General features: G+C 37.8%; 20 protein-coding genes. 10 read left to right on the top strand and 10 right to left on the bottom strand.

Going from position 1 to position 19,259, the window contains the following annotated elements:
• Positions 1-116: 116 nt before the first annotated feature.
• The 5 genes from corA to NQZ71_RS18045 all read left to right on the top strand — a co-directional run bounded on the left by corA (position 117) and on the right by NQZ71_RS18045 (position 5,012).
• Positions 117-1,067, top strand: coding sequence for a magnesium/cobalt transporter CorA (gene corA, locus NQZ71_RS18025; RefSeq protein WP_144451872.1), 951 nt, complete (start codon positions 117-119; stop codon positions 1,065-1,067).
• Between the two features lie 194 nt (positions 1,068-1,261).
• Positions 1,262-2,164 (top strand): YitT family protein, encoded by a 903-nt coding sequence (locus NQZ71_RS18030; RefSeq protein WP_144451871.1) that lies wholly within the window; start codon positions 1,262-1,264, stop codon positions 2,162-2,164.
• A gap of 178 nt (positions 2,165-2,342) precedes the next feature.
• On the top strand, positions 2,343-3,131 hold the full coding sequence (locus NQZ71_RS18035; protein ID WP_275004264.1) for an SGNH/GDSL hydrolase family protein: 789 nt from the start codon (positions 2,343-2,345) through the stop codon (positions 3,129-3,131).
• Positions 3,128-4,039 (top strand): ABC transporter ATP-binding protein, encoded by a 912-nt coding sequence (locus NQZ71_RS18040; RefSeq protein ID WP_144451870.1) that lies wholly within the window; start codon positions 3,128-3,130, stop codon positions 4,037-4,039. The genes NQZ71_RS18035 and NQZ71_RS18040 overlap by 4 nt, the downstream gene beginning before the upstream one ends.
• On the top strand, positions 4,032-5,012 hold the full coding sequence (locus tag NQZ71_RS18045) for an ABC transporter permease (RefSeq protein ID WP_144451869.1): 981 nt from the start codon (positions 4,032-4,034) through the stop codon (positions 5,010-5,012). Before NQZ71_RS18040 ends, NQZ71_RS18045 begins: the two co-directional genes overlap by 8 nt.
• A 28-nt stretch (positions 5,013-5,040) precedes the next feature.
• Here NQZ71_RS18045 and NQZ71_RS18050 read toward each other — a convergent pair whose 3' ends face one another.
• Positions 5,041-5,370 (bottom strand): DUF3889 domain-containing protein, encoded by a 330-nt coding sequence (locus tag NQZ71_RS18050; protein ID WP_317011093.1) that lies wholly within the window; start codon positions 5,368-5,370, stop codon positions 5,041-5,043.
• Between the two features lie 27 nt (positions 5,371-5,397).
• Positions 5,398-6,390, bottom strand: a complete 993-nt coding sequence (locus NQZ71_RS18055) for a M14 family zinc carboxypeptidase (protein WP_144451867.1) — start codon at positions 6,388-6,390, stop codon at positions 5,398-5,400.
• Between the two features lie 172 nt (positions 6,391-6,562).
• Between NQZ71_RS18055 and NQZ71_RS18060 the strand changes: the two genes are divergently transcribed.
• On the top strand, positions 6,563-6,808 hold the full coding sequence (locus NQZ71_RS18060; RefSeq protein ID WP_144451866.1) for a YhdB family protein: 246 nt from the start codon (positions 6,563-6,565) through the stop codon (positions 6,806-6,808).
• Positions 6,809-6,863: 55 nt separating this feature from the next.
• Here the strand turns inward: NQZ71_RS18060 and NQZ71_RS18065 are convergent, their stop codons facing one another.
• Positions 6,864-8,411: a bifunctional GNAT family N-acetyltransferase/carbon-nitrogen hydrolase family protein gene (locus NQZ71_RS18065; RefSeq protein ID WP_144451865.1), complete on the bottom strand. Its 1,548-nt coding sequence runs from the start codon at positions 8,409-8,411 to the stop codon at positions 6,864-6,866.
• Positions 8,412-8,555: 144 nt separating this feature from the next.
• Positions 8,556-8,942 (bottom strand): DUF5365 family protein, encoded by a 387-nt coding sequence (locus NQZ71_RS18070; protein WP_127736451.1) that lies wholly within the window; start codon positions 8,940-8,942, stop codon positions 8,556-8,558.
• A 154-nt stretch (positions 8,943-9,096) separates the two neighbouring features.
• Here NQZ71_RS18070 and NQZ71_RS18075 point away from each other — a divergent pair, with 154 nt between their 5' ends.
• Positions 9,097-10,026, top strand: a complete 930-nt coding sequence (locus NQZ71_RS18075; protein WP_317011094.1) for an RluA family pseudouridine synthase — start codon at positions 9,097-9,099, stop codon at positions 10,024-10,026.
• 44 nt (positions 10,027-10,070) lie between these two features.
• Here NQZ71_RS18075 and NQZ71_RS18080 read toward each other — a convergent pair whose 3' ends face one another.
• The 3 genes from NQZ71_RS18080 to NQZ71_RS18090 form a co-directional block, all read right to left on the bottom strand.
• Entirely contained in the window at positions 10,071-10,325 is a 255-nt protein-coding gene (locus NQZ71_RS18080) for a GlsB/YeaQ/YmgE family stress response membrane protein (RefSeq protein ID WP_144451863.1), read from the bottom strand.
• A 204-nt stretch (positions 10,326-10,529) separates the two neighbouring features.
• Positions 10,530-11,354: an aldo/keto reductase gene (locus NQZ71_RS18085; protein ID WP_317011095.1), complete on the bottom strand. Its 825-nt coding sequence runs from the start codon at positions 11,352-11,354 to the stop codon at positions 10,530-10,532.
• A gap of 84 nt (positions 11,355-11,438) precedes the next feature.
• Positions 11,439-12,278, bottom strand: coding sequence for an SDR family oxidoreductase (locus NQZ71_RS18090; RefSeq protein WP_317011096.1), 840 nt, complete (start codon positions 12,276-12,278; stop codon positions 11,439-11,441).
• A 331-nt stretch (positions 12,279-12,609) separates the two neighbouring features.
• Here NQZ71_RS18090 and NQZ71_RS18095 point away from each other — a divergent pair, with 331 nt between their 5' ends.
• The gene (locus tag NQZ71_RS18095; protein ID WP_127736466.1) at positions 12,610-13,227 is read left to right on the top strand and encodes a DUF47 domain-containing protein; all 618 of its coding nucleotides are present in this window, start codon (positions 12,610-12,612) and stop codon (positions 13,225-13,227) included.
• Between the two features lie 16 nt (positions 13,228-13,243).
• Complete coding sequence (locus tag NQZ71_RS18100; RefSeq protein WP_144451861.1) at positions 13,244-14,242, top strand: inorganic phosphate transporter; 999 nt, start codon at positions 13,244-13,246, stop codon at positions 14,240-14,242.
• Between the two features lie 30 nt (positions 14,243-14,272).
• On the opposite strand, the gene NQZ71_RS18105 is transcribed toward NQZ71_RS18100, so the two are convergent.
• Complete coding sequence (locus NQZ71_RS18105) at positions 14,273-15,244, bottom strand: LacI family DNA-binding transcriptional regulator (RefSeq protein WP_317011097.1); 972 nt, start codon at positions 15,242-15,244, stop codon at positions 14,273-14,275.
• Between the two features lie 181 nt (positions 15,245-15,425).
• Here NQZ71_RS18105 and NQZ71_RS18110 point away from each other — a divergent pair, with 181 nt between their 5' ends.
• Positions 15,426-15,998, top strand: coding sequence for a YitT family protein (locus NQZ71_RS18110; protein ID WP_144451859.1), 573 nt, complete (start codon positions 15,426-15,428; stop codon positions 15,996-15,998).
• Between the two features lie 38 nt (positions 15,999-16,036).
• Here NQZ71_RS18110 and NQZ71_RS18115 read toward each other — a convergent pair whose 3' ends face one another.
• Entirely contained in the window at positions 16,037-18,901 is a 2,865-nt protein-coding gene (locus tag NQZ71_RS18115) for an ATP-binding protein (RefSeq protein WP_317011763.1), read from the bottom strand.
• On the bottom strand, positions 18,891-19,259 hold the full coding sequence (locus NQZ71_RS18120) for a response regulator transcription factor (RefSeq protein WP_127736481.1): 369 nt from the start codon (positions 19,257-19,259) through the stop codon (positions 18,891-18,893). The genes NQZ71_RS18115 and NQZ71_RS18120 overlap by 11 nt, the downstream gene beginning before the upstream one ends.

Below are 19,259 nucleotides of genomic sequence, written 5' to 3' on the forward strand. Positions count from 1 at the left end.
TATTAATGAAATAATAACCTTGAAAACTTTTTTCGTCAAGAATAGAATATGATATACATACACTGTTGTTTATATGGAATAAGACCTTCCATACTTTACTTATACAAGGAGAAATCATGATTGAGATTATTGCACTAACAAAAAACAAAACAATTGAAACTGGTCTGACAATGGAGGATTGGAAGAAAGGGACATATGAATGGTATTGGATTGATTTTCATGCGCCTGATGATAAGGAAGTCGATTATTTAAGGAACCCCCTTCAATTCCATCCCCTTTCAATTGAAGATTGCCTCCATAATTTGCAACGACCTAAAATAGACTATTTTGATGAATATACTTTTTTTGTAACACATAGCCTCGAAGCGAAAACATTTGCGAAAGAAGAGCTTAATCTTTTTGTTGGTGATAATTATATCGTCAGCTTTCATAAAAAGCCTTCCATCGAGGTTCAATATGTTGCTAAAAAGCTTTTAGGTGATAAATCTCCAGCTAAGTGGAGCCAATTTACGGTGTTGTATGAATTACTAGACCATCTTGTCGATAACTATATCCCAATTATCTATGAAATTGAGGATTTTTTGAATGAAATCGATGAAAACACTGACAACAAATCAATGGAAGTATTGCTAGACGACCTTTATGACACAAGACACCGCCTATTATCAGTTCGCCACACTGTTGTGCCGATGCGTGATCTCCTTTATACATTGCTGAATACGAAAAAGCTGACAGCCGTGTCAAATAAGCGGGAATATTACTCCGATATTTATGACCACCTGCTAAAGCTGACAGAGGTAATCGAGTCGAACAGAGAAATGACAGCGGATATTAGGGACAGTTATCTATCTTATAATGCCCACCAATCTAATCGCATTATGCAAATCCTAACAGTGATTACGACCATCTTTATGCCTTTGAGCTTTCTTGTAGGCCTTTATGGTATGAACTTTCAATATATGCCTGAGCTCGCTTGGAAATATGGCTATTTCACCTTATTAGGCATTATGGCTACAATCGCAGTTTGTATGTTTGTATTCTTCAAAAGAAAAGGCTGGTTTAAATAAGCTATGCAAATCAACTTCGAATTGAAGGTTGTTGATTTGCTTTTTTCTCTTTTTGCAGTTCAGAACAATGCCAAACATAACATTCGTATGGTAAAATAATGATATCCCCTTTATTTTGAGTATCCCCATGACTCATTGCCTTTTCTATATTTTTAAAATTCATAAAATTCTACATAAAGATTGGAGGAAACTAAATGGAAGCACCGCAACTCGAAACGTCTATTGGCGATCAAAAACCTCAGCATAAAGTGCTGCCAAAAAGCGTGTTATTAAAAAGAGGACTTTTTATCATTTTAGGAAGTGTCATGATGGGTGTTGGCATTGAGGAATTCCTCGTTCCTAACCAAATCCTTGATGGAGGAATTGTCGGCATTTCCATTATTCTTTCCCACTTGTTTTCCATTAAGCTCGGTTTCTTCATTTTCCTGCTTAATATTCCATTTTTCTATATTGGCTATAAACAAATCGGAAAGACTTTCGCCCTCTCTACTTTGTTAGGAATCACCGTATTATCCATAACCACCATTCTGCTTCATGATGTTCCAGTATTTACGGAGGATCTGCTCTTAGCAACCGTCTTTGGGGGAATTATATTAGGTGTCGGTGTGGGAATTGTTCTCCGCTTTGGAGGGTCTTTAGACGGCACCGAAATCCTGGCACTTCTTTTTAGCAAAAAGCTTCCCTTTTCAGTCGGAGAAATCATTATGTTTTTTAACTTTTTTATTTTCATTACAGCAGGTTTTGTTTTCACATGGGACAGAGCAATGTATTCCATTATTGCTTACTTTATCGCCTTTAAGGTTATTGATATTGTAATAGCAGGTCTTGATGAGTCGAAATCTGCCTGGATTATCAGTGACCATGCTGAAGTTATTGGCGAAACCATTATTGCTAGATTAGGACGAGGGGTTACTTATCTTAAGGGAGAAGGTGCTTATACTGGTGATAATAAGAAGGTCATATTCTGTGTCATTAACAGGCTTGAGGAAGCAAAGCTGAAATTGATTGTAGAAGAACTAGACCCGACGGCCTTTCTTGCTGTAGCTAATATCGCAGAAGTCCGAGGCGGCCGCTTTAAGAAAAAAGACATCCATTAATAATCTTCAAAAGAAGAGCTTCGCCTAAGCTCTTCTTCTTTTGTTTCACTTTCCTGCCTGCAAATCGTCTATTTAACTTTATATTTGTCAACACTTGAAACAGGCTATTATTTGATTCCGTTTACAAGCATCGTTAGAATATGACTAAAGAAAATAAATGTATAAAGGGGGAGAAAATTTGAAAAAGAATGCAACCATCTACATCCTTTCGCTTTCTTCACTCGTTTGTTTGATGTGGATGCTTGGTCTCGGCTGGGTACTTGTCGATTATGCACAAGGCTCAAAAAAGGAACTGAACACACCTAATACACTTACAGCAAAGGCACCTTCTGGCGGTGTCCAGCTTCTTGCATTAGGAGATTCACTAACAAGAGGAACAGGTGATCAGGCTGGAAAAGGTTATATCGGCTACCTGAAGGACAAGCTTGCAGAGAAAACAAATGAGAAAATTACTCTAACAAATTACGGTGTTAAAGGCGCAACCTCTAAGGAACTTGCTGCACAAATCAAGCAGCAGGAAATCCAAAGACAGGCAAAAAATGCTGATATTATTTTTATTACAATCGGCGGGAATGATTTGTTCCAAGGCGGGGAAACCCTTTCCCATATTGACGACAATACCATTGCTGATCTATCTGCATCTTATAATCAAAACTTGAAGGAAATATTAACTACCATCAGATCTACAAACAAGGAAGCACCAATTTACTTGATCGGTCTTTACAACCCATTCAGCGATTTGGAAAACAGTGAAGCTACATCCAAAATTGTCCGTGATTGGAATTATGCAAGTGCTGAAACAAGCTCTGCCTTTGCAAAGACAATTTTTGTTCCTACATATGATATTTTCCAGCAAAATGTACAGACTTATCTTTATTCAGACCACTTCCATCCTAACAAACAGGGGTATGAATTAATGGCAGATAGAGTTGCTTCCTTAATTTCATGGGAGGTGGAGGAAAATTGAGTGAGACTACCTTATCGGTTAGAAATTTAACCAAAACAATCGGAAAAAGACAGATTATTAAAGATATCAGCTTTGAACTGAAAAGCGGTGAGGTGTTTGGCTTTCTCGGACCGAACGGTGCCGGAAAGACAACAACAATTCGGATGCTCGTCGGTTTAATTAAACCTACATCAGGTTCCATTCAAATATGTGGATACGATGTAAAAAAGGATTTCTCTAAAGCGATGGAAAGACTCGGATGTATTGTAGAAAACCCAGAGCTTTATCCCTATTTAACAGGCTGGGAAAACCTGCAATTTTTTGCCCGTATGCTAAAGGGCGTTGATGACAAAAGAATACAAGAAATTGTGGAGCTTGTTGGGCTGAAGGAAAGAATTCATGACAAGGTTAAAACATACTCCCTCGGAATGAGACAAAGGCTGGGAATAGGCCAAGCTCTGTTAAGCAGACCTAAGGTTTTAATCCTGGATGAGCCTACAAACGGCTTAGACCCGTCTGGTATAAGGGAAATGCGGCAGTTTATTCGCTTTCTGGCAAAGGAAGAAGGATTGAGCGTTTTAGTTTCAAGCCATCTCCTTAGTGAAATCCAATTGCTGTGTGACAGGGTGTCCATTATATTGAGCGGGAAAATCATTCACACAGAAACCGTTCATTCCTTGCTGACAGCACAGGAAAAGATATTTTGGCGTTTTACTCCAATGGATGCTGGTGTGGAAATACTAAGAAGTGTCTCACCATCTGTCAAAATTGATGGAGATACAGTAATCACTCCATTTATTGAAGAAGAAGCGGGCCAGTGGAGCAGGCTGTTATTCGAGGCAAATGTACAAGTAAAGGAAATGAACAGACAAATCCCTTCCTTAGAGCATCTCTTCCTTGAGCTGACAGGAGGTGAGTCTATTGAGTAAACTTGTCTACAATGAAATGCTTAAGCTCGTTAAAAGCAAGCGGCTGTTTGTTGTTACATTGATTATCGGCATCATGATTGCTATGTTCACATATGCACAGTTTAGAGAAATGGAAAATGTGAAGAAACGCTTAGGGGATGTTGACTGGCGCACTACCTTGCAGCAATCAATCATCGATACACAAAACAGGATTGGCTCAAGCGGTATTTCAGATGAATGGCGAAACCAACTAAAGGTCCGCATCAGTCAATCTCAATATTATCTTGATCATGACATCAATCCGCAAGAACCGGGTGCTCCAACATTCCTTCGTGTTTTTCTAGATAACTCGATGCAGCTGTTACTGCCATTAATGGTGATGATTGTCGCTGCTGACCTTGTTTCATCTGAGCGAAGTATCGGCACCATTAAGCTGCTCTTAACACGGCCAGTCCGCCGTTGGAGGATTTTGCTCAGCAAATACATTACATTGGTTTTGTCCATTTCGTTCATTCTCTTTATGTTCGGATTATTCGCTTATATTATCAGTGGACTATTCTTCGGATATGTAGGCTGGACAGCTCCTATTCTTACCGGATTTACAGTTGAAGCAGGCGAGCTAAATACTGCCGGAGTCCATCTTGTACCACAATGGCAATATATAATGATGGTATTTGGACTAGCCTGGTTTGTTTCCCTCGTTGTTGGTACTCTATCCTTTATGCTGTCAATCCTGATTAGGAGCACAGCTGCTGGAATGGGAGTAATGCTTGCATTTTTAATTTCCGGGACAATTATCAGCAATATCGCTTCCTCTTGGGAATCTGCAAAGTATTTGTTCATGGTAAACCTGAGGCTCACAGACTACTTGCAAGGAAATATCCCCCCTATTGAAGGAATGTCCTTGCCCTTTTCCTTGACTGTACTGGCAATATGGGGAGCAGCAGCATTAGTCATTTCCTTTTTCACCTTTACTAAAAAAGATATATATTAAAAAAATCTGGGATCCCCAGATTTTTTTTTTATGGCTGATCAGGTTCACTCACAGTCAAAGAGATGAACTTATCATTTTCTAAATCATGCTTTATTACTACTTGTACTGTTTTTTCTTTGCTGTTTTCCTTAACAATGAACTTAAAGCTGTCTTCCACTTCCATTGTTGTGATTTTCTTTCTGCCCATATACTTATAGTCAGTAACTGCTTGATCTGGATAATCTGCTTTGACTACAGCAATAGCAATGCTACCGTATTTTTCATAATCCGATTTTTGAACCGCAATATTATGAGATGGAAATAAGAATGCCATAATTAGTATGGATGCAACTAATATAGGAAAAGCCCGATTCTTCATGTTAACCTCCTAAAACCTTTTTTCCTATTATCTGTAATCCAAGTTCTTTTTATGTACATTCTCCAATTGTTTTGCTTCTTGAAGCAAAACCTCTGTCACATTCCTATTTCGTTGCCATTCCTCTGCAAATGTACCGAGAGGAGGACTAGTCTCTTCAACAGCAGGACATATTTCAATTGTAAAAGCAGGCAAATGATATGTGGTAATAAACCAGTCCGTGTAGCCTGCTCCAATGGCATCTGGGTCTGGTTTGCCAAGCTCATACCCTGTTGTTGCTGCTAATTTAGAGGCAATCGCCCTGTCCCTTTCACTGTTCTCCTCATTGTTGTACTGCCAGAATATTTCTTGTCCTGATGAATGATAGGCTACAGCCAAAGTTGGCTTTATTTTGTCTGTTAAGCTGACAATTGCTTGAACCTCTTTGGCCTCAAGCGGTTTTTCTCCTTTATAGTTTTTAAAGGAAGGTTTTGGACTTTCCCCCTCCAGCTCCTCCCAGCCTGCAGGGTATTGACGGTTCAAATCAACTCCCCTTCCATTGCTCTTCCAATGAGTAAAATCTTTAGAACCTTCATTCATTTTTTTAATAGCCATGCGTGAAAACAATGGAAATTTCCGAACCTCCCCCTGCTGAATGATAACCCCGTCTGGATTAAGCATTGGAACAAACCAGATCGAATAATCTCCCATCCTATTGTAAAGATCCTCTTCTTTTACTTGGTTCTCGACCATTTTCATCACCATGAGTGCTGTGATCCATTCCCTGCCATGATGGGTTCCACTTATCAAAATGGATTTTTTTCCTGTCCCTACTTTTATTCCATACAGCTTTCTGCCGTATTCAGAATAGCCAATTGTATGTACTTCGAGCTTCTTTTTGTATTTGCTTTTCATTTTCCATATATCGCGCTGATACTCTTCATATGTGTATTGCTCCTGCCTGCTTAACTCCTTCGCCAGAATATTCCCTGGAAATGGGAGAACGAATACAAGGCAAAGCATCATTACAGTTATTTTTTTCATAGTGCCTCCTTTTCCTTTTTATAATTTGATAATAGAAGATTTTTATTCAGCTTTTTATACAGGTAAAATAAGAAAAGCCTTTTAAATCAGGATAGCCAAGTTTTAGAATGAAATATTATCGTGATCAATCGCATACTAAAATCATCTCCTTAAAACAAAGGAGGCGGACAGCTTGAATAAAGTTGATTATGATCGTGCACTGTACTACACCCATCGTTCTGAGTGGGATAATCTTTTAATACTGATGGTGCGCACGAAGGATCATTTTCTTTCAAAAAAAATAGAACATTTCCTGCACGCATACAATTTTGAACATGATTATACTGTAATCGAAAATAACTTGTATTCATTACTGCGCTACATTGACCACGCCAACGACAATGTAAGCGAAACTGACATTCACACAACCATAATGTAATAAAGAATTCCACCAAAAAAAACCGCGGTCAGGGTTCCGCGGTTTTTTTTACAGGTTAAAACTTTTTATGTTTATAATCAATTTCGTAAAGGTCTGTTCTTCTATCCTTTAATTGTCTAACAGTACCATTTTGGCGTTTTCTGCGAAGCACCTCTAAATCCACATCACCAATCATGACCATTTCAATATTCGGGTTCGTCTCCCCGACAATTCCATCTCTTGCAAATTCAAAATCAGATGGCGCAAAGATTGCTGACTGAGCATATTGAATGTCCATGTTTTCCGTTTGTGGAAGATTACCGACAGTACCTGCAATCACAGTATAAATCTGATTTTCAACAGCTCGCGCCTGTGCACAGTAGCGGACACGCAAATATCCTTGACGGTCTTCCGTACAGAATGGAGTAAAGATAATTTTAGCACCCATATCTGTGGCGATCCTTGCAAGCTCTGGAAATTCGATGTCATAACAAATAAGGATTGCAATCTTTCCGCAATCTGTATCAAACACTCGAACTTGATCTCCTCGGCTTATTCCCCACCATTTTTGTTCATTCGGCGTAATATGTAGCTTATATTGCTTTTCAATGCTGCCATCTCTTCTAAATAAATAGGAGATATTGTAGATTTCCTCATCATCCTCTTGCACAAAGTGAGAGCCGCCAATAATGTTGATATTGTATCTGATAGCAAGGCTTGAGAACAGCTCCATATATTGCTCCGTATATTCTGTCACCTTACGGATTGCATTAATGGGGATTTTCTCATCTAGAAACGACATAAGCTGTGTCGTAAATATTTCTGGAAAAACAACAAAATCAGATGAAGCATCTGATGCGACGTCCGTATAATATTCAACCTGATTAGCAAAATCTTCAAAGCTGTCAATTTGCCTCATCATGTACTGAACAACACAAATTCTAACAGGATAGCTGCTTTTAAAGAAACGTTTTGACTGTGGAAGATACTCAACATTATTCCATTCCATCAATGTTGCATATTTACTTGATTGTCTATCGTCTGGAAGATAATTCGGATTAATCCGCATTAAGGTAAACCCATTGATTAATTGAAAGGAAAGAACAGGATCATAAATGCGATGATGGATTACCTCTTCGACATATTCTCTCGCAGACATTTCACTTTCGTATTTATAATAATTAGGTATCCTGCCGCCAATAATAATGCTTTTCAAATTAAGCCTGCGTACTAGCTCTTTTCTTGCTTCATATAGTCGGTGTCCTATTTTCATCCTTCTATATTTTGGATCAACCATCACTTCAATACCATATAGATTATATCCATCTGGATTATGGTTCGTTATATATCCTTTGTCTGTTACATCATCCCAGGAATGTCTGTCATCATACTCATCGAAATTAATGATAAGACTTGAACAAGACCCGATAATTTCTCCATTATATTCTGCGACAAATTGTCCTTCCTGAAACAAATCTAAATGGCTTTTAAGCTGTGCCCTCGTCCATGGCTCCATCCCTGGAAAGCACTCCGCTTGAAGCTGCAGGATTTTATCAATGTCCTTGTATTCCGTATTTCTTATCATCAAACGCTTTTCAAACTTGGATAAATCTAGTTTAGTCATTTAAGCTTGCTCCCTTTTTCCTCTTTTTCTTCTACATTTCCCTTTTTTCTCGCAAGATAATCTTTTAGAGGTGCATAACTTTATATATATGCAAAAAAAAGAGCCACATATCTTCTGTGGCTCTTTTTCCCTGTAAGGAAAAAACTATAATAAATACTCGTTTGCTGCCTCTGAATAGATGCTCAAACTTTTATCTTTTTTTGAGAAATTGTCCAGACGGAAAGGGAAAAATAACTCGAACTCATCTAATATCTCGACATTTCTTTCGAATAAATGATCGTATTCATCACTTTCATCCGAATTCTCAACAATTGATATAATTGTCTGCAATGCAGCAATCACTTGATAGGAATTCTTTAATGTACTTAGCATATATGATTGCTCTTGTGTTAAACGCAAAACATTCAAGTTCGAAAACTTGTTTATTTCGTCATCAGAAAAAAAGTCGGGAAAAATGGACGTATAAAAAGTTTGGATAAGTTCATTTATTTGCTCTTCCTGTGCAGGCGTTGAAGCATAAGCTACCTTCATTGGATTTTACCACCCTCTAAATAATAATTATAATTGTTAACAATAGAATAACATACACCCCCTACAGTTTTCCGTGGTAATTAAAACCATGATATGATGGGTTATGCAATACTATTAAAATTTAACAAAAGAGAAATAACGGAGGTTTTTAATCATGCATTTCGACAGAAAGGGCGAATGGATGTTACTTGAAATCCCTGAAAAATGGAATTCAATATCAATAGATGAACTGTTCCGCACCATACTTCTCGCATCAAAAAAGCAAGTACATTTATTTAAGATGCAGAAAAAAGTGATGCTGAATAATACTGTCATAACAAATTGGTCAACTCCACTAAAAACTGGAGATTTATTATCGATAAAAATGTTTGATTCTCAGCCTAATAATATCGAAGCATCCTATATGGAGCTCAGCGTATTGTATGAGGATGACTTTTTAATGATTTTTAATAAACCTCATGGAATTGATACACATCCTAACGCACCAGAAGATGTTTCTTCCTTAACAAATGGGGCAGCTTTTCATCTGCTGATGAATGGAGAAGAACGGCAGCTTAAGCATATACATCGCCTTGATCGGAACACAACTGGCTGTATATTATTTGCCAAGCACGAATTGATAGGAAATATGCTTGATCAGAACTTAAGAGAACGAAAAATCAAAAGAACATATTTAGCCCTTGTTCATGGAAATGTGAAAGGAAAAAAAGGTAGTATTAACAAGCCAATAGGCAGGGACAGGCATCATGCCACAAAAAGAAGAGTTTCAGAAAACGGACAGGCTGCTGTCACTCATTACAAACGGCTGCAATACTTTCCTGAAACTGATTTGACACTTGTTTCCTGCAGTCTTGAAACTGGCCGCACACATCAAATCCGTGTTCATTTCAGCTCAATTGGCCATCCTCTTGCAGGTGATGTTCTTTACGGGGGGAGAGCTGCCGCTTACAACAGACAGGCACTGCATGCAGCAAAGCTGGAGTTTGCACACCCAATAACAGGAGAATATATAAAGGTCTTTGCTCCATTTCTGGACAGTCCCGCAATATTCCCTGTAAATGGGCTTGAATTACTGGAAAAATAAAAAAGCGGGAAAGGCTGTCTGCCTTCTCCCGCTTTAATTGATTATTAGGCTGTTTTGCGCATTTTTCTTAAGATGAAGCTTAATACAAATACTAAGATAACAGCTCCAATGATACTTGGGATAATCGCGAAGTCAGCAAGTGATGGACCCCAATCTCCAAGAATTAATGAACCAAGCCACGCACCTACAAAACCGGCGATAATGTTACCGATAATTCCACCTGGTACGTCTCTGCCTACAATGATACCTGCAAGCCAACCGATAATTCCACCTATAATTAATGACCATAGAAAGCCCATGTAAAACACTCCTTTTTTATAATTCCATTTTTGTTAAAATAAATAATGCAATAGCAAAGGGTTAATAAGCTGCAGCTAATCTGTAATTTCTTTTGCTATTTGCTTGTACTCTATATTTACCACAGGAATATATTTTTAAACCTTGCATTTTAAAACAAAAAAAAATGCAAGCCATCCTTTGATAGCTTGCACTCGTATTTATATTTAAAATAGTAATTTATCTGGATCTTGCCCAATCCGTTCATTCATATTAAGACTGTCGATTAAGTTCATTTCCTCCATACTTAGCCGAAAATCAAAAATACTCGCATTTTCTACAAGCCGCTTTTTCGAGGATGTTTTAGGAATAATAATAATATCATTTTGAATATGCCATCTTAATATGATTTGCGCAGGTGTTCTGCCGTGCTTTTTGGCAATATAATTGATTGTCGGTTCATTCAACAGCCTGCCGTTGGCCAATGGAGACCATGCTTCCACCTTAATGTCCATTCTTTTACAATACTCTCTCAAGCTTTCAGATGTAAGACGAGGATGAAGTTCAATCTGATTAACAACAGGCTTTTCATTGCTTGCTGACATTAGTGTTTTTAAATGATGCTCTTTAAAGTTGCTGACACCGATTGCCTTAACAAGTCCTTCATCATACAGACGCTCAAGAGCCTTCCATGTTTCCACAAATTTATCCTTGCCAGGCCAATGAATTAAATATAAATCAACATAATTCAAATCAAGCCTCTGCAAGCTTGCTTCAAAGGCTTTTAAAGCTTTATCATATCCATGATCATCATTCCAGAGCTTTGTTGTAACAACAATATCACCTCTATAGACAGCGCTTTCTTTTATTCCTTCTCCTACCTCTTTTTCATTATTATAGAAGGAAGCTGTATCAATCGAACGATATCCAAGCTCAAGGGCAGCTTTCACCGTTTCTGCTGTCGTTCTTCCTCCGTCTGCGCTGTAAGTACCAAGGCCGAGAATAGGTATTTCTGTTCCATTATGCAGTTTTAACTTATGATGGATGTTCATAATACACCTCCGAACGCGAAATGACGACATAAAAAATTTTGCAGCAAATCAATTGCTGCATTATCCAGTTACTACCTATATGTATTATTTTTTTAAATTATATAGAACAATTTTTTCCCACCATTTCCACGGTAAACACGCTTTAAGGAAGATAGTCATTCCCACTCCTTTACCGAGCTTATAACGCAGCTTTGGTTTTTTGGCTTCAGCTATAAAGACTATTTTTTTCGCCACCTCTAATGGATTTCCATAATTCTGTTCACTTTTTTGCAAGTATTGCTCCACACTTTTCATTTGCTGTGCATAAGGAGAATTTTCTTGAATTGATTTTTCCGTAATTCTCTTACCATCCGTCCAAATACTTGTCTTGTATGATCCTGGCTCTACTAATGTGACATAAATGGAGAATGGCAGCAGCTCTAATCTAAGCGACTCACTAAAGCCTTCAAGAGCAAATTTAGAGGAAACATACGGACTTAAACCGGGGAACCCTATCTGGCCGCTTACACTGCTCATCATAATAATTCTACCGCTTATCCTTTTTCTCATTAACGGAAGAAAGGCTTGTGTCACTGCAATTGCTCCGAAAAAATTAGTCTCCAGCTGTTCCCGATATTCATCGACTGGTATTTCTTCGGCAAAACCAGCACCAGCATACCCGGCGTTGTTTACAAGAATATCCAGCCTGCCCTTTGCTTCGACTTTTTCTGCTAATGCAGCAATAGACTTAACACAGGTTACGTCAAGAGTTTCCAAAGTAATTTTATCCTGCAGTTTAAGCTTTGTTGCTTCCTTTATAAGCCTTGCCCCTTTTTCCATATTACGGACTGCAGCTATTACTTTATAACCCTTTTCAGCAAATTCCAATGCAGTTAAATAACCAAAACCACTGCTTGCACCAGTTATTAAAACAACTTTTCCCATTAGCTTCACCCCTTTTATCCATTTTTCTTTTTTTATGATTAACATCATATCATTTTCCAACATATCACTCACTCTTTTAGCAAATAATAAAGCATATATATTAAGCAAAAACCTGCTGCATTTATGATAGAAATAGGAGAAAAAAGGGAAGGTTATTGTAAAGCCAGTTTTAAGAATGTAAATTGCAAAAGCTGGTATTTTATAGTTTTAGTAAACCAATTATTAAGATTTTGTAAATTTTTCGCCGAAATACTTTAAGAATCGACAAATTTCCTATAAACTATGTAAGGCTTAACTAATTTGGGGTCTAAATTAATTTGGGGGTAACAAAATGGTTTTCAAAAAACAAGATAAATTCGCTGTACTTTTAAATAACATTGCAACGAACTTAAAGGAAGGCGCTGACTACTTCGCTGATTTCAAAATCAGTAATGTAACTGATTTAAAGACGTTTTCCGAAACCATGAAAGAAATTGAAACAAAAGGTGATACATACATCCATGATGTAATTACTGAATTAAATAAAGCTTTCATCACTCCGATTGAAAGAGAAGATATTCTTGCATTATCCATGAGCATGGATGATGTTTTGGACGGTCTTGAGCACAGCGCAGCATTATTCGAAATGTACAATATTACAACTGCTGACGAATTCATGAACCGTTTTGCAGAAGCAATTAAAAGCTGTGGAGTCGAAATCCAAAAATCAGTTGAACTTCTGTCTACGAAGAAGCTACCGAAAATCAGAGAATACGCAATCCGTATTAAAGATACAGAATCTAAATGTGACGGCATCCTTCGCCAATCAATCAAGCATTTGTTCTCAGTGGAAAAAGATCCAATTCGCATTATTCAATATAAAGAAATTTACGAAAACCTGGAAGACGTTGCTGATTACTGTCAAAACGTTGCCAACACACTTGAAAGCATCATAATGAAGAATGCGTAAGGAGTCCTAAACAAAAATGGATATGATTTTATTTGTAACAATTCTAATCGTCTTTTTTGCTTTGGCATTCGACTTCATTAACGGCTTCCATGATACAGCAAACGCAATTGCTACATCTGTATCAACTAAAGCCTTAAAGCCAAGGCATGCCATAATTTTGGCTGCAATCATGAACTTTGTTGGTGCGATGACCTTCACAGGTGTGGCAAAAACCATTACAAAGGATATCGTTGACCCATTCACATTGGCTAACGGTTCGACAGTTATTTTGGCAGCATTAATCGCTGCTATTTTCTGGAATCTTTTGACATGGTATCTCGGGATACCAAGCAGTTCTTCTCATGCCATCATCGGATCAATCGCTGGTGCTGCTATTGCCTCTTCTGGCTTTGAAGCCCTTAACTATGCTGGTTTCATGAAAATAATCCAAGCTTTGATTATTTCACCAATCATCGCTTTCGTTATTGGTTATATTGTTTATACACTGTTCAAGATTTTCTTTAAAGATTTAAACTTAACAAAAACAAACCGCAGATTCCGTTATTTCCAAATTTTCACTGCGGCATTGCAATCATATACACATGGTACAAACGATGCTCAAAAAGCAATGGGTATTATTACAATGGCCCTTATTGCAAACGGCTATTTAACAACAAGTGATATTCCACATTGGGTTCAATTTGCCTGTGCGGCAGCAATGGGACTTGGAACATCTGTCGGTGGCTGGAGAATCATTAAAACAGTTGGCGGAAACATCATGAAAATCCGTCCTGTAAACGGAGTTGCTGCAGACATAACTGGTGCGATGATTATCTTCGGTGCAACATACATTCACCTGCCTGTCAGCACAACACATGTTATCTCCTCCTCTATTCTTGGAGTTGGTGCATCACACCGTCTAAAAGGGGTTAAATGGGGTACAGCACAAAGAATGCTGATTACTTGGGTAATTACACTTCCTATCTCAGCAACTGTTGCGGCATTAGTATATTATATACTGAATCTGTTCCTATAAAAAAAGAGGTCCTATTGGACCTCTTTTTTTTCATACGGTGGAACGGATGACAAGCTTTGCCTTCAGCTCAATTGGAGTTTCCTGCTTCTTCTCCTGAAGCTGCTGAAAAAGCTGGAAAGAACGCCTTCCCATCTCGACAATTGGAAGATCCATTGTCGTCAGCTCAAGAGCTTCTGAAATCGGATGGTTATCATAGCTCAACAGTGCTAAATCCTCTGGAATATTAAGCTTGTGCCGCCTCGCTTCTGTCATTATACCAGCAGCTACCTGGTCACTCGTTACAAGCAGCGCATTTGGTCTATCCTCTAATTCTAAAAATTCCTTAACGACTCTTTTTCCATCCTCTATCGTCAGGCAATTGTCAAACACCCACTCTTTAGCCACATGCAAATCTAGCTCAGCTAAGCCTTCATAAAACGCTTTTTCTCTTAGCTTGCTGTTTAAGCTTTTCGCTCTGTTAACACAATAGCCAATTTTTTTGTATCCATTCTCATGGAGAAAATCAATACCTTGTCTGAAAGCGCTATAATGGTCAATATAAACTGCTGCAATATTCTTTTCTGCAACCTTTTCACAGACAATGATTGGATGCTCTTCTGCATATTTACGGATAATATCCATATTTGCAGTGTGGGAGCAAATAATCATACCGTCCACCTGCTTGCTTTTTAATTTCTCCAGTGCCTCCATCTCTTTTTTCTCATCATAATTAGTCTGAAAAAGATTGATACTGTAATTATTCTTTAAGGCTGCCTCTCCAATGCCTTCTAAAAGGTTTCCATAATAAGGGACTGCAATATAAGGCACCATAACACCGATCATGCTTGTCTTGCCACGGGAAAGGTGAACAGCATTTAGGTTTTGACTGTAATTTAATTTATTAATAGTCTCAAGGACTGCTTTTCTTTTGTCTTCTTTTACATAAGGATGGTTATTTAACACACGAGATACGGTTGTAACAGACACTCCTGATAATTCTGCGATTTTTTTTATATTTCCCATTCGCTCTCTTACTCCCATACGTTTTTGTCTTAACGGTTTCCTATAAAATACCAAGCATCACCGAAATTATCAATGGTGATTTTGAAGTGTTTCCTAACTTGTACCAAATTCTCCTTCTATTTTAGTTAACTTGTCCATATAAATATACTAATCTGTTGTACTTAGTTAGGGTGATTGTTTAATGTCTGAAAAAATCAGCGCTATATTAATTGGAAGTCTTCTTATTGGCATTGGTGTAAATGGCTTTTTAGTTCCCCATCATCTTCTTGATGGTGGCCTTATTGGGATAGGGCTCATCCTTCATTACCATTATGATATCCCGACAGGCTTGTCGATGATTCTAGTCAGCATACCAATTTATATCATCATATGGTTTTACAATAAGCGATATATAGCGTATGGATTACTAGGTTTTTTAATATCATCTGGCATGATTGACGTGTTTTCTTTTATGCGCGAAACATTCTCTACTAATATTATCATAAGCTCTGTTATCGGCGGGAGTGTCATTGGCATCGGCATTGGGATAATGCTCCGGTTTGATACGAGTACAGGCGGTACCGATATGCTTGCACAAATGCTTGCAAACATCTTCAGATTTCCTGTAGGCATCATTATATTTATAATAGATGGACTCGTCTTGTTAGGCGGATTAAAGATTGTTGGACTTTCCGTTTTAGCTGCTTCATTTTTAACGATTATATCTGTCGCCATCTTCACTACATTACTTACGAAAAAAATAGCTTCTGCATAAAAAAACTGCACTCCAATTATCGGAGTGCAGCATACTCACTATTCTTGCTCTTCTGGGATTAAAACTTGCCCGATTTTGCCCATTTTCAGCAATGTTTGCAGGATGGAACGAGAAAGCTGGCTTGGCGGATATGGTTTTACTAAATAGTCATTTGCGCCTAGTGCTATCCCTTTTTCCTTTTCATCTAATGCAGTGGAAACAACAATGGGTATATTTTTCATATTCTCTGAGTTCTTCATTGCCTTCATAATATCCCAGCCATCCATTTTGTTGTCCTCTAGCATGATGTCAAGAACGAGGGCATCTGGCTGCACCTCCTCCATCTTCTTCAGTCCTTCTATTCCATTTTTTGAATAGAAGACATGGAAGTCGCTTTCCTGCAGTTCTTGAATAATAAGCTCTGCCAAGCTGTAGTCATCTTCCACTACCATTACCTTATAACGGACTTTTTCATCTGTACTTACATCCGATGTAGACGTCTCCATATTCCACTCAACACTCGGGAAGCTCATGGTGAATGTGCTGCCATTGCCATATTCGGAATTAATCGTTATATCTCCTTCATGTGCTAGCATGATTTCCTTCACAATTGCTAATCCCAAACCAGTTCCGCCAATTTTACGACGGTCTGAATTATCTATTCTATAAAACTTTGTAAACAGTTTATCAAGTGCTGTTTCTGGAATTCCCAAGCCTTGGTCCTTCACAGCAACCTTCAGGTATCCAGCCTCTTGATAGATGCTGATATCTATATTACCGCCGTCAGGTGAATATTTGATAGCATTATTAATAATATTTGTGAACGCCTGCTCAACTTTTGATCTGTCACCAAGGATAAACGTGTTCTTTTGTGAGTTATGAATATTAATCTGATGTTTTGTAATATTCACCTCTTGGTTTTCAACAACTCTTTCTAAGATTGGAAGCAATTCAATATATTTTTTCTCATATGTCTGTTTGCCTGCTTCCATTCGTTGAACATCAAGGAAGTCATTAATTAAAGAAGTTAATCTTTTTGTTTCTCCATAGATTGTATTCAAATACTTTTTCTGTCTTTCAGGCTTCAAATCACGGTTTATTATTAGCTCTGTAAATCCAAGGATACTTGCAAGCGGTGTACGAAGCTCATGACTAACCGTGCTGACAAACTCAGACTTCATTTTGTCCACTTCATATTCCATCGTGATGTCTCTGTAGACGAAAACAGTCCCGAATTTTTCATCCCCTCTGTATAAATGTTCACTATATACTTTGACTATCTTATCTTCCCTCAATTTATAAATGAATGAATCTGTTTGAGAAACCTTCATCGACTGTTTGATATAGGCAATTAATGCATCTGTATCCTCTAGATTTTCTTGCAGCTGTCCTGTCCATTCCTGCCACTTCTGCCCGCCAAGAATCTCTAGCTCGCCCTTATCAGACATAATTTCATAAAACTTGCTGTTCGCGTGAATAATATCACCTTTAGTGCTCACTAATTGGATGCCTTCTTGGACGTTGTTAAGAATATCCCTGTTCAAGATTCTATCCTTTTCTGTTTGTTCGAATAAATGAATCTTATCTAAAGAAATTCCAATTTGTTTTGCCAAAGCAATAAACTCTTCCATTTCCAATTCCGTGAAGCCACAAGCAAATCTGCTAAGCATCATAATCGCTGAAATATCACCAGAAGTTGCTAAAATTGGCACATAAAGATCATGTACTCTTCCAGTTTCAAGATGGTAGCCTTTTTCAGATAGATGCAAATCCCTTAAGATTGTAAAAGGTGATTTTTCCAATTCAAGGCGATGAAACATCCCTGTATAAAGATGTCTTGTAAATTGCTCTGCTCCTTCATTTGAAATACCGAATGCTGCAAAGGCACTGCTTTCAACTTCTATAATAATTCCTCTGTCAGCACGAACAACGTCACACATATTTACAATGATGCTCTCAAGCACCTCCTGTTTATCAAGAGAGCTTGACAGACCATTAATAAACCTATTTCTGCGCATTAATGCATCTTCATTTAACTGAACGGTCTCAAGTACCTTTTCCAATTCAAATTGCTGTGCCTGCAGTTCATCCTGCTGTGCCTGCAGCTCTTCATTTTGGGCAAGTAAATCTTGTTCTTTTTCTTGAATACTTAAATACATCTGTTCAAATGCAATCGACAATGTTGCCAATTCATCTTCCCGGTTTTTAACAAGTGTAATTTCTGCTTCATTTCCTTTGGCTACTTCATTTGCTGTAACGGCAAAATCAGTTAATGGTTTGCCAATTCTCCTTACCATCATTCGGCCGAGAAGTAACACTATTGCTAAAACGATAATGATATATACAAGAAAAGCGACTTGCAGCATGGCAATATGACTTGTAAGCTTACTTACTTCATCCGTCAGCGAATTAGATACCGATTGAAGATAGCTTGTTTGCAATTGTTGAAAGGTATTAATTCTATCAGTTGCACCATTATTGGCAATGGAAGACACAGCATCATTATCACCAGATTCAAAGTATGCAATTGCTTCAGGCATAGCTTCATCAAAATAAAAATGGTAAAAGGACGAAAGTTCTGTTGAAAAACGAATATCCTCCTCAGATGTCACCATTTTATCTAATTCATTAATCAGCTTTACAATATCAGCTTGCTGACTTAATGCTGACTCCTTTAAATTCTCGTTATCAAAGGCAAAATACCCTCTGATATTAAACATTGCGCTATTCAGCTTTGTTTCTATCTGTCTTACCGTTGCCTGCTTTTCAACAAGCTCTTTGCGGTTATTAACATATTCATTGTTAACAGAGTCCTGTAGAAAGACTAATACAAGCCCTCCTAATATAAACAATAGAATGAAAAAGCATATTAAGGCCATAAATTGCCTTGATATGCTTTTTCTAATATAGGAATTAATCTTCATCAAGAATATCCCCTACTTTGTCTAGTAATGCGAGGGGACTAAAAGGCTTCGCCATAAAGTAATCTGCCCCGACCTCTAATATATAATTTTGTTCTGATGCTTGATTTTTTGCTGACAGCATTAATATTTTCAAATGCTTCTTCGCATCATTAGCCCTGACCTTTTGGATGACTTCCAACCCAGTCATAATTGGCATCATATAATCTAAAATAATTAAGTCGTAGTCATGCTTTTCAATCAGCTGGAGAGCCTCTTCCCCATCTGGCGCTTCATCAACTGTATAATCTTCATCTTCAAGTGTGTCTACTATTAACATTCTCAAAACATCTTCATCTTCAGCCAACAATATTCTCTTCAT

It is taken from the genome of Niallia taxi (genome assembly GCF_032818155.1).
Lineage (GTDB): Bacteria > Bacillota > Bacilli > Bacillales > Cytobacillaceae > Niallia > Niallia taxi_A.